General features: G+C 70.9%; 8 protein-coding genes. 3 read left to right on the top strand and 5 right to left on the bottom strand.

Features of this window, described 5'->3' with window-relative positions; all coding sequences use genetic code 11:
* Positions 1–491 precede the first annotated feature (491 nt).
* Complete coding sequence (locus tag BMW85_RS44290; RefSeq protein ID WP_091093579.1) at positions 492–1496, top strand: AI-2E family transporter; 1005 nt, start codon at positions 492–494, stop codon at positions 1494–1496.
* Here the strand turns inward: BMW85_RS44290 and BMW85_RS44285 are convergent.
* Positions 1470–2399 (bottom strand): helix-turn-helix transcriptional regulator, encoded by a 930-nt coding sequence (locus BMW85_RS44285; RefSeq protein WP_245775442.1) that lies wholly within the window; start codon positions 2397–2399, stop codon positions 1470–1472. The two genes, BMW85_RS44290 and BMW85_RS44285, sit on opposite strands and share 27 nt — an antisense overlap.
* Positions 2400–2437: 38 nt before the next feature.
* Positions 2438–3295, bottom strand: a complete 858-nt coding sequence (locus tag BMW85_RS44280) for a hypothetical protein (protein WP_091093577.1) — start codon at positions 3293–3295, stop codon at positions 2438–2440.
* Between the two features lie 305 nt (positions 3296–3600).
* Here BMW85_RS44280 and erm point away from each other — a divergent pair, with 305 nt between their 5' ends.
* Positions 3601–4425 carry an ErmE/ErmH/ErmO/ErmR family 23S rRNA (adenine(2058)-N(6))-methyltransferase gene (erm, locus tag BMW85_RS44275; protein WP_091093575.1) on the top strand — a complete coding sequence of 275 codons (825 nt, stop codon included), beginning with the start codon at positions 3601–3603 and terminating at the stop codon, positions 4423–4425.
* Here the strand turns inward: erm and BMW85_RS44270 are convergent.
* Positions 4414–5796: a putative hexosyltransferase gene (locus tag BMW85_RS44270; protein ID WP_091093574.1), complete on the bottom strand. Its 1383-nt coding sequence runs from the start codon at positions 5794–5796 to the stop codon at positions 4414–4416. The two genes, erm and BMW85_RS44270, sit on opposite strands and share 12 nt — an antisense overlap.
* 116 nt (positions 5797–5912) lie before the next feature.
* On the opposite strand from BMW85_RS44270, the gene BMW85_RS44265 reads away from it, so the two are divergent.
* Positions 5913–7508, top strand: coding sequence for a molybdopterin-dependent oxidoreductase (locus BMW85_RS44265; protein ID WP_177241194.1), 1596 nt, complete (start codon positions 5913–5915; stop codon positions 7506–7508).
* On the opposite strand, the gene BMW85_RS44260 is transcribed toward BMW85_RS44265, so the two are convergent.
* Together BMW85_RS44260 and BMW85_RS44255 are read right to left on the bottom strand one after the other, a co-directional pair.
* The gene (locus tag BMW85_RS44260; RefSeq protein ID WP_091093571.1) at positions 7492–9192 is read right to left on the bottom strand and encodes a fibronectin type III domain-containing protein; all 1701 of its coding nucleotides are present in this window, start codon (positions 9190–9192) and stop codon (positions 7492–7494) included. The genes BMW85_RS44265 and BMW85_RS44260 overlap by 17 nt on opposite strands.
* Positions 9189–10766 (bottom strand): chitinase, encoded by a 1578-nt coding sequence (locus BMW85_RS44255; RefSeq protein WP_091093569.1) that lies wholly within the window; start codon positions 10764–10766, stop codon positions 9189–9191. The genes BMW85_RS44260 and BMW85_RS44255 overlap by 4 nt, the downstream gene beginning before the upstream one ends.
* Between the last annotated feature and the right edge of the window lie 154 nt (positions 10767–10920).

Here is a 10920-nt window from a genome sequence, read left to right as displayed (position 1 = left end):
GCTTGTCCGGATGAATCATCCAAGCAAGAATCCGTCAAAAATGACGGGGTCATACATGTGTGATGCACATGCACTGGCTTTTAACACACTGTTGAGTTCTCAAGAAACGGACGCGTACTTCCTCACCGGAATCCCTTGCGGGCCCCGCCTCGGAGGCGTTCATTTCGTCTTCGTTGTGTCTTAATTCTTTCAGCCGTTCAAGTCTCTGTCAAATTGACCGGACTTGCTCGACCTGCTGGAATTAATCCGCGCCCCGTTCCGGGGCAACCCCTCTAACTTACCAGCCGATTCGCATGGGCGCGTACGTCCAACGAAGCGGAGGTGTCTGGAGGTCGTCCCCGAAGTGAGGCCGACGATCACCGCCGTCCTCTCGGGACTGGTGAACTCTATGTACGGTCCTCGCAACCGTCAAATCGACGGCTCCTTCCGCACACTCGGGGTAGGAACCCGGGGTGCGAGATCAACCTCTGCCCAGGGCACTCATCATCCTCGTGGGCATCGCCAGTGCGGTGGTCGCCCTGTTCGGCCTGCGTGAGGTCAGCTCGATCGTGGGGCCGGTCGTGCTGGCCCTGGTCCTCGTCATCGCGGTCGCGCCCGTGCGCGGATGGCTCGCAGAAAGAAGAGCGCCCGCCTGGCTGCAGGTCGCTGTGCCCTTCCTGATCGTGGTGCTGGTGCTGCTGAGCATGGTGGGCATCCTGACCATCTCGATCATGCAACTCACCTACCTGCTTCCCAACTACACCCACCAGTTCCAGCAGTTGCTCGCGGATGCGCAGAAGCAGGCGGCCTCGTTCGGACTCAGCAACCACGTGCTCGACCGGGCGCTGCAGGCGTTCGATCCCGCCGCTCTGCTGGGGGTGGCGCAGACCCTGCTGGGGAGCCTGCTCGGAATCCTGACGGGGTTGTTCCTCATCGTGGTGCTGTTGCTGGCGATGTGCCTGGACGCGCCGATCACGGCGAAGATCCTCACGGCGGGCATGCGCAACAGGGGGCAACTGGTGACGGCGTTGGCGACGTTCGCGCACAAGACGCGGCGCTATCTGATCGTCTCCACGGTCTTCGGGTTGCTGAACGCGGTGCTCGACGTCATCGCCCTGTCGATTCTGCAGGTGCCGCTTCCGCTGCTGTGGGGGGTGCTGGCGCTCATCACCAACTACATCCCGAACGTGGGGTTCGTGATCGGACTGGTGCCACCCGCGATGCTGGCGTTGCTGGACGGCGGGGTGAAGACGATGGTGCTGGTCATCGTCTCTTACATCGTCATCAACGTCGTCACGCAGTCGTTCATCCTGCCCAAGTTCCTGGGGGACGCGGTGGGGCTCTCGACGACGATGACGTTCATGTCGTTGTTGTTGTGGACGTTCGTGCTCGGGCCGCTGGGCGCGATTCTGGCCATTCCGTTGAGTCTGCTGGCGCGGGCGTTGCTGATCGACAGCGATCCGAGTGCGAGGTGGGCGGCGGCGCTGGTGTCAGGCAAGGAGCCGCAGGACGAATGACGGCGGCGGGGCGAGGGTGCGCAAGCTGACGCCGCTCAGGCGCTTGACCTCGTGGGAGAGGTGAGCCTGGTCGGCGTAGCCGGCTTCGGCGGCGACGGTGGCGAACGGGACGCCGGCGCGGGCCAGGCGCAGGGCGCGCTGGAAGCGGACGATGCGTTGCAGGGTTTTCGGGGCGTAGCCGAAGGCGGTCAGGCTGCGGCGGTGGAGCTGGCGTTCGCTGAGGCCGAGGTCGCGGGCCACCTCCGACACCGACCGGCCGTGCCGCAGGGCGCGGGCGATGAACGGGGCGGCGGGGTCGGCCGGCGGGGTGGAGTCGGTCAAGCGGGTGGGGGCAGTCGCGCGGGCCTCGGTGGCTGGGCGGGCGGGGGTGGTCGGGTGGGTCAGCAAAGTGCGGGTCGCGGCGGTCAGGGTGGCGTGCCTGGCGGCGAGGTCGGGTGCGGTGCGGGTCGCGGGCGTCTCGGCCCGGAGGGCCGGCCGGGGGTGGGGGGTGGTGGAGGCGGCGGGGTGGAGGGTGATGGAGGCGAGGAGGGTGGCGGGTTCAGGGGTGGTGAGAGGGGCGAGGAGGGTGGCGGGTTCGGGAGTCGTGACAGGCGCGAGGAGGGCGGCGGCCGGTAGGTCGGACAGGGGGACGCGCTGGTCGCGCAGGGTGTGGAGGGGGACGCCGAAGAGGTCGGACGCCGCGCCCGGCCGGAAGCGGACGCCGACGAAGACGTCTCCGGTCGCCATCTCCGTCGGCATGGGGCCGGTGTCGGGACCTGCGACGAACAGGCCGCCGGGGCCCCAGATGAGGTCCACGCAGGCGTCGGGCACCACGAGCTGGGTGCTGCCCGACTCGCTGACATGGTGCCAGTGGCAGGCGACACGGGCGGCCAGGTCGGGTGCCGGTGGCCGTTCCTCGTACATGCGGTTCAACGTACGGGACGGCACCGACAGTCGGAGGGTCAGGAGGACGGGAGCCGGCCGTACGCGCGGAGGGTCCTGAGGTTGTGGACCGTGACGTAGCCGCCCCATTCGTGCTCGACCAGGGGTGTCCACATCTGCCAGTTGCCGTTCCAGCCGCCGTCGGCGGACTGCCGGGCGAGGAGCGCGTCGAGGTGACGGTCCAGGACGTCCTGGCCGAAGAGCGGCAGCCGGAGCGGGGCGGGGGCGAAGTCGAGCGGGAAGTGGGCGGCGCCGGGCGTGTCGGGATCGAAGGCGACCGTGGCGAGGATGGCCTCGCGCAGCCGCGCGAACTCGCGCTCCGCGCGGTCCCGTTCGGGCGTCAGGTCGAGGAAGGTCACGATGGCGCGGGCCTCGTACGGGCTCGGTTGTGTCACGGCGGCGATCGCGGACCAGCAGAACGCGGTGGCGGGGGCCAGCCACGGATGGGTGACGCGGTGCTTGTGGAGCAGTCCGGCGATGGACGCCGTCGGCACGAGGTTGCCGGGCGGGTCGTCCTCGGTCTGCCACCAGGGCGCGCGCGGGTCGTTCCGCACGGAGGGCAGGACGAACGGCACCCCGCCGTCGGGCGTGGTCACGCCGGCGAGGTAGTCGCAGGCGGCGGGCACCATGGGCGAGTCGAAGGCGTCCAGTTCGTCGAGGATCCAGAAGGCCACCTCGACCGGCTCGGGCTGGCTGCCGGGGCCGCGCAGGTCGGGTTCGAGGGCGTGCCCGAAGCCGCCGTCGGGGTTCTGGTAGCAGCGCAACGTCTCCAGCACCCGCCGGCGGTCGCCGTCGCGGAAGAGCGCGGCGAAGCGCAGCCGGTCGAGGAGCCTGGCATTCAGCTGAAGGTAGTTCTCAGCGCGATCAAGCACGTCCATCGTCAAGGTCCCTTCGTGAGCGGTCCGTCACCGGGACGCTAGCCGCTGCCTCTCGCCGCGTTCTTGTGGAAATCGGACGCGGGCGGGGCGGGGGGCGGAAATTGCGTTGCCCCGTCGTGTGGGGCGCTCCTATGGTGGCGCCATGACCTCGATGTTCTCCTGCCAGGTTTTCATCCGCATCCGCCACGGCCGGGCTCTGGCCCGCTAGCGGACGCGTCGAACACGAGCTGAGGCAGCGCGTCCGCACGCGTGCCCAGGGCCCTTCGAGACCTGTTCACTCTCGAGGACCCGAAAAGGGCAGTGCTGTGGCGCAGAATTTCGCACACGGAAACTATTCACACACTCAGAAGAAGGCCAGGAACAGCGGCGGCGGCCGTACGCCCCGGGATCGGGCGCGGCGCACGCTCTCGCAGAACTTCCTGGTGGACCGGCATGCCGTCGAGCTGGTCGTGAAGGCCGCCGCCCCCGAGGGGCTGGTGCTGGAGCCGGGGCCGGGCGAGGGTGCGCTCACCTTCGCGCTGGCGGAGGCGGGGGCTCGCGTCCTCGGCTACGAGCTCGATCCGTTGCTGGCCGGGCGGCTGGCCGCGCGCACCCGCTCCCACCCGCGGATCGACGTGGTCAGGGGCGACTTCACGGCGGCGCGCGCGCCGCGCGAGCCGTTCGCGGTGGCGGGCAACATCCCGTACGCGGCCACGTCGCGGATCGTGGACTGGTGCCTGCGGGCGCCCGGCCTGACCGGGGCGACGCTGCTCACGCAGCGCGAGTACGCCCGCAAGCGGACCGGCGACTACGGCCGTTGGAGCCTCGTCACGGTGGAGTCGTGGCCGTGGTTCGACTGGCGGCTGGGCGACCGGATCGGCAGGGAGAGCTTCCGTCCCGTGCCGTCGGTGGACTCGGCGATCCTGCTGATCCGGCGGCGGCCGGAGCCGCTCGTCCAGGGTCGTCGCTCCTGGCAGGAGCTGGTGGAGCTGGGCTTCGGCGGGGCCGGCGGCTCGGTGCGCGCCTCGCTGCGCGCCCGCTACGAGGGGGTGGACACCGCGTTGCGGGCGGCGGGGGTGGACCGCGACGCCGTCGTGGGCCACGTCCACCCCGGCCAGTGGGTGACGCTGTGGGAGCGGCTATGCCACTGAGGTGACCTTGGACTGCTCGGGCGTGCGGGCCAGGGCGGGGGCCGTCGCGTCGCGGCGGCCCCACGGCATGGCCAGCAGCAGGATCGGCAGCAGCACGATGGAGGCGCGCGACCACAGCGAGTGCAGGTGCCACCAGGTGTTGGTGTCGAACTGGGTCATGTAGAGGTAGCCGTAGCCGGTCCAGAGCGAGACGGCGAGGATGGCCGGCCAGGCGAACCTGGTCGGCCGGGCCACCAGGAACGGCATGAACCACAGGAGGTATTGGGCGCCGAGGCGCGGCGTGACCACCATGAAGATCAGCAGGATGGCGGTGGTCATGTCGATCGGGTCGGCCCGCCGCCAGATGAGGATGGCCGCGATCACGCAGACGTAGATGAGGTTCGTGCCGAACGAGGCCAGGTCGTCGCGGAGCGCCCAGTCGCCGCCGGTGAACCACGGCGTCCAGCCGTACTCGCCGACGATCGGCCGGATGGACCGGATGGTGTCGATGACCTTGGGGAGCTCGTCGATCGCGGTGCCGGCGAAGACCGGCAGCGTGACGAAGAAGAACAGCGGCACCGCGCCGGTGGTGAACAGGGCGGCGATGCGCGAGCGCAGGTTGGGCAGGAGCAGCAGCATGCCGGGGACCAGCCAGATGGGCCAGCTCTTGGCGCACAGGGCGAGGCCCATGAGCACGCCGGCGAGCGCCCCGCGCTTGAGGTGGGCGCGGTCGCCGGGGCCGGCCGTCAGGGCGCGGTGCAGCAGGCCGCCGCGGCCGAGGACGCGTACGGCCGCGGCCTTCACGCCGTAGGCGGCCAGGCCGGCCCGCGCCCTGCCGACGACGTCGGTGGTGATGCCGGGCCGCTCGGGCTCGCCGGGGCCGCGGGCGACCACGAAGGCGGCCACGCCGAACACCAGCGCCACCGGCTCGACCTGGCCGTGCACGCAGGCGACGAGCAGGGCGAGCGGGTTGAGCGCGTACTGGAGGGCGCGCAGGTTGGCCTTGGGGCCGCCGGCCAGCTTGGCGACCAGCGGGATGAGCACGATGTCGGCGACGACGGTGACCAGGCGGCCGGCGTACTCCCAGGGGATGCCGAGCCAGAGCAGGATGCCGTAGACGTACGGGATGGTCGGCAGGAAGTGCCAGCCGCCCTCGCTGGCCAGCACGGGGTCCTCGCCGCGGAGCACCGCCTCGCCCGCGGGCTTGAAGCTCTCGACGAAGTCGACGGGTTGCCAGCTGTCGATCGCCGAGGTGTACATGATGAGCAGCCGCACGGCGATGCCGACCACGATGGCGACGGCGAGCGGTGGGCGCCAGTCACGCCACTGCGCGACGAGGGCGGACAGGACACCGGCGACGAGGACGATCCCCGTGAGGACTGCGTAATCCATGGCGCAACTAGCCTGCCGCATCAATCCGGGTGCTGCCACCAGGGGTTCCGATTCTTATCCCCGACATGCCGACACGTATCGCGATACGACCTCGCGCTGTGTGTTCAACTTTTTGCATGGGGGGATCGCAGGTCAACCAGGCACTGGTCAGGCTCTATTTCGAGGTGAGGGATGGGCTGCACGACCCCGTCGCGGCGTGGGCGAAACTCACAGGGAACTCTCAGCAGTACACCGGAATGCGCGGCGAGCGGCGGGTTCCGCTCGACGACGGCACCGCCGCCGAGATAGCCGCGGCGGCCATCGTGCACACGGCCGCCGAGCACGGCCGTGAGCGGGTGGCGGCGCTGGCGACCTCGCCGCTGGCGGCGCTGGTGGGCGGGCTGGGCGGGGCGGTGCTGACCGAGCATCCGTGCGCGCCCGAGCAGGTCCTCGGGGAGCGGTTCGGTGGCGCGCCGCGGGCGGAGGACTGGGGGCGGGCGGCGTACGTGCTGCTGTGGGGGGAGAACAACCGGCTGGCGCGGACCGCGGACACGCCCTGGGTGATCGCCGGGCGGTACAAGGGGCAGAAGGTGGTCGCGATCGGCCCGCATCCGACCCGGCTGTCGGACGAGACGCTGGTGGTGCGGCCGGGCACGGACGGCGCGCTGGCGATGGCGATGGGGCACGTGCTGCTGAAGGAGTTCTTCCTGGACCGCACGCCGTTCGGCGCGCACGCGGCGGAGTTCACGGACCTGCCGTTCCTGGTGCGGCTGCGGGAGCGGGAGGGCGCGTACGTGCCGGGCGAGGCGGCGGGGCGGGTGTGCGACCGGCTCAGCCTGTACGACCGCGAGGGGCCGGGCGAGGCGGTGGAGGTGCTGCTGCCGCGCTTCGACGACGGGCCGGGCGTGCTGCGGCGCGGCGTGCCGGTGCTGCGGGACGGGGACGAGCTGCTGACCACGGTGTTCGACCTGCTGCTGGCCGATTACGGGGTGGCCCGGCCGGGTCTGCCCGGCAGGTGGCCGGACGGGTACGGCGACCGCGCGGAGCCGTACACGCCGGCCTGGCAGGAGGCGTGCACGGGGGTGCCCGCGTCGCGGGCGGTGAAGATCGCTCGCGAGCTGGGGGTGACGGCGGAGAAGACGGACGGCCGGTGCGTGATCGTGCCGGGCCGGCTGGACACGGCGCACGCCGACACCGCCTACCGGGCGATGCTGGCGTTGCTGGTGCTGACGGGGTGCGGCGGCGGGTGGGCTCAGGCGGGCACGGCGGGGATCCCGCTGGTGCCTTACCTGTGCCTGCACGCCTGTGGCGAGGACCGCGCGGACGTGGGGGCGCTGAGCTGGGCGCTCGCCGAGGGGCTGTTCGCGCGCCGTACGTCGCGGTCGGTGCTGCTGGAGGCGGTGCGCGACGGCTGGCCGATGGCTCCGCCGCCGCGGGTGCTGGCGCTCCCCCGGCCGATCTATCCGCTGCCGCCGGACGTGGACCTGCTGATCGGGCCGGACGACCACTGCGACCTGGCGCCGCCGAGCCCCGAGCTGGTGGGCGCGGCGGTCGCCAGGCTGGGCGGGCGCCCGCCCGCGCCCGGGCCTGCCGGCCGGGTCGCGGACGGGCGGATGCGGTTGCTGGTGGACCACGCCTGGATGCGCGAGTACGGCGAGGCCCTGCCGACCTACCGGCCGCCGGGTCTCGGCGTGCCGCTCAAGCCGACGCAGTTGGTCAGAAACCGGCGGTGATCCTGGTGAAGTCCCAGTCGGACTGGGAGATGCCGCTGCAGTTGGACGTCACGCCGCCGCCGGGGCAGCCCCGGTCGCGGTTGACGGCCCAGTACGCGAGCCTGGTCAGGCCCTTGGACTTCGCCCAGTCGCGGATCTGCGTCCAGGCGGCGGTGGTGGTCAGCTCCTGCTGGTCGGACAGTCCGTTCATGCCCGAGATGCCCATGTGGGCGTACGCCTGGGCGTCGGTCCAGCCGTAGGCGTTCTTGAGGGCGTTCTTCAGTCCCTCGGAGGCGTTGACGGTGTCCTGGTAGATGTTGGAGCTGCCGAAGTCGAACGGCATGATGGTGAAGTTGTCGATCGGCACGCCGAGCGCCCTGGCCTGGTTGATCAGGCGGACGCCGTGCGAGTTCGGGCCGGTCGTGGTGGTGCCGAAGGTGACGACGGCCTTGACGTTCGGGTTGTTGGCCTTGATGATCTTGATGCCGTTCAGGATGCGGTCCTGGACGGTGTAGTTCTCGAACTCGTCGGTGTTCTCGATGTCGAAGTCGACGACCGCCGGGCCGACGGCGTTGATCACCTGCTGCACGGCGCCGGCGAACGCCTCGGGGCTGCCGCAGTTGGGGCCGAGTTTGTTGCCCTGCCAGCCGCCGAAGGAGATCTGGACGCTGCCGCCCTTCGACTTGATCGTGTTGATGGCCTGCTGGTCGGCGCCGCCGGTGAGCGCGCGGTTGCCGTCCCAGGCGGGGGTGCAGCCGCCGCTGGAGAGGATGAACGCCATCGTGAACGACTTCACGCCGGTCGCGTCCATGACGGTGCCCGGGTTGGGCGGGTTGCCCCAGCCCATGTAGAGGTAGGGGGCGCCGGCCATCTTCGCCGGGTTGCCGGTGCAGCCGCTGGTGGTGGCGGTGGCGTCACGGCCGGCCGACTCGCCTGCCGAGTTGTACGCCTTCACGGTGTAGGTGTGGGTCGTGCACGCGCCGAGGCCGGAGATCGTCGCGGACGTGCCGGTGACCTGCGCCTTCTGCGTCGAGCCCTCGTGAACGCGGTAGCCGGTGACCGTGCCGGAGGAGGCGCCCCAGCTCAGCGAGACGCTGGAGCTGGTGACCGAGGTGCTGACCGTGCCGGGCTGGCCGGGCGCGCCGGTGTTGCCGCCGGAGGTGGTGGCGGTCACGGAGTTGCTGACGCCGGAGAGGTTGCCGGCGGCGTCGCGGGCCCGGACGGTGTAGGTGTAGGCGGTGTTCGCGGCGCGGCCGGTGTCGGTGTAGGTGGTGCCGGTCACGGTGGTGACCAGGCTGCCGCCCCGGTAGACGTTGTAGCCGGTGACGCCGACGTTGTCGGTGGAGGCGTTCCAGGCGAGCGAGACGCTGCTGGAGGTGACGCCGGTCGAGCGGAGGTTGCCGGGCACCGACGGCGCGGTCGTGTCGGTGCCGCCGCCTGAGGAGACCTTCCAGAGGGCGGGGACGTTCGGCGGCTCCCAGCCGGGCTGGGAGGTGTGGCCCTGGAGGCAGACGTAGTCGACGCCGTTGTAGGTGACGACCGCGCCCGTGGCGTAGGCGGTCCACGGGGCCCAGGCGGCGGCGAGCAGCCGGACGCTGCTCTGGGCGGCCTGGCTGTCGGCCTGGGCGGCGGCCGGGAGGCCGGCGCCGGTGAGGGCGAGGACCGTGCAGGCGAATGATGCGGCGAGTTTGCTGCGAAATCTCATGGCATTCCCTGGAGGTGCGGCTTGACGGTCTTGCTGAAGGACCAGTTGGTGCTGGCGTCCCAGTTGATGGACCAGGTCATCGCGCCCCGGATGTCCGGGTACGCGCGAGGCGGCGTGAAAGATCCGCAGTTCGTACGTCGGGCCAGGCAGTCGAGCGCCTGGTTGACGAGGGAGGGTGCGACCACGCCTCCGCCCGCCGCGCCCGGCCCGGCGGGCAGGCCCAGCGCCACCTGGTCGGGGCGCAGGCCGTTCTCCAGTTGGATGCAGGCCAGCGCGGTCATGAAGTTGACGGTCCCCTGCGCGTACGCCTGCGCCTGGTCGCAGCCGAGCATGGAACCGGAGTTGTAGAACTGGGTGTGGACGACCGTGAGAATGTCCTTGATCGACAGGGCGAGCTTGAAGTACTCCATCCCGGTGGACTGCATGTCGATGGTCTGCGGGGCCATCGTGATGATCAGGTTGGCGCCGGCCTTGGCACGCAGCGACCGGAGCGCCTGGGCCATGTACGTCGCGTTGAGCCCGTTCTCCAGGTCGATGTCCACGCCGTCGAAGCCGTAGCTCTGCATGAGGGCGTACACCGAGTCGGCGAAGCGGGTCGCGGCGACCGCGTCGGCGACCTGCACCCGCCCGGCCTCGCCGCCGACGGACAGGATGACCTTCTTGCCCCGCTGGTGCAGGGCCTGGACGTCGGCCCTGAACTGGGCGTCGGTGTAGCCGCCGAGCGCGGTGGACAGGCCGGCGTCCACGGCGAAGGCGACCTGCCCCGCCGTGGCCGTGGCCTCGCCGAACGCGACGGCGACGAGGTCGTACTCGGCGGGGACGGCCGAGAGCCTGAGCTCGGTCGCGGCGTTGACGAAGTTGTGCCAGTAGCCGGTGAGGAAGTGCTTGGGCAGGGTGCCGCCGCCTCCCGTGCAGCCGGCGGTGGTGGCGGTCACGGGGTCGCCGGCCGCCGACTCGCCCTCGCCGTTGTACGCCTTGACCGTGTAGGTGTGGCTCTCGCAGGCGCCGAGGCCGCCGATCGTCGCGGTCGTGCCGCTGACCGTGGCCTTGACCGTGGCGCCCTCGTAGACGCGGTAGCCGGTGACCGTGCCCGAGGAGGCGCCCCAGGTGAGGGTGATCGAGCCGGTCGTGGAGGTGGCGGAGGCGGCGCCCGGCCTGCCGGGCACGCCGGGTGACGGTCCGCCGCCGCCGCAGGGTGCTCCGTTGAGCGTGCAGCCGGTGATGCCGGGGAAGCCGCCGGGGCTGCCGTTGAAGCCGAAGCTCGCGCCGGCGCCGGCGGGGAGTGCGGGGGCCCAGGACGGGTTGGTGAAGGTGTAGTGCTGGCCGCTCCTCGTCATGACCGCGTCCCACGCGGACGGGATCGAGTAGCCGGCGGGGACGTCGAACTGCACGTTCCAGCCGTTCATGGCCGTGGTGGTGGCGTTGGTGACGGTGACCTTGCCCTCGAAGCCGGAGCCCCAGTCGGAGACCTTCGTGAAGGTCGCCGTCGCCGTGGCGGCGTGGGCGGGGGCCGGGGCGGCGATGAGGGCGAGGACGAGGCTCGCGAACGCCAGGAGGGTTGGGCGGTGTCTCACGGGCTCTTCCTTACGGGGGGTGACGTGCCGTACGCCTCGCACCGGGGGGTGAGAGAGCGAGCCGTACGGCACGAGCCACGCGTTTGCGGGGGCTGTAAGGTTTTGTCCGATTGGTCGTTTACTGTTAGGAAAGTTTCCTAAGAGTTGTGGGCCG

This window comes from Nonomuraea wenchangensis (genome assembly GCF_900111685.1).
GTDB lineage: Bacteria > Actinomycetota > Actinomycetes > Streptosporangiales > Streptosporangiaceae > Nonomuraea > Nonomuraea wenchangensis.
The sequence above is the reverse complement of the archived record's forward strand: the minus strand, read 5'-3'. Positions and strand labels throughout refer to the sequence as shown.

Bases quoted from the DNA above. Each gene is read 5' to 3' on its own strand.
- BMW85_RS44285 (WP_245775442.1), bottom strand. From the start codon at position 2,399: ATGTACGAGGAACGGCCACCGGCACCCGACCTGGCCGCCCGTGTCGCC.
- BMW85_RS44270 (WP_091093574.1), bottom strand. From the start codon at position 5,796: ATGGATTACGCAGTCCTCACGGGGATCGTCCTCGTCGCCGGTGTCCTG.
- BMW85_RS44265 (WP_177241194.1), top strand. From the start codon at position 5,913: ATGGGGGGATCGCAGGTCAACCAGGCACTGGTCAGGCTCTATTTCGAG.
- BMW85_RS44280 (WP_091093577.1), bottom strand. From the start codon at position 3,295: ATGGACGTGCTTGATCGCGCTGAGAACTACCTTCAGCTGAATGCCAGG.
- BMW85_RS44260 (WP_091093571.1), bottom strand. From the start codon at position 9,192: ATGAGATTTCGCAGCAAACTCGCCGCATCATTCGCCTGCACGGTCCTC.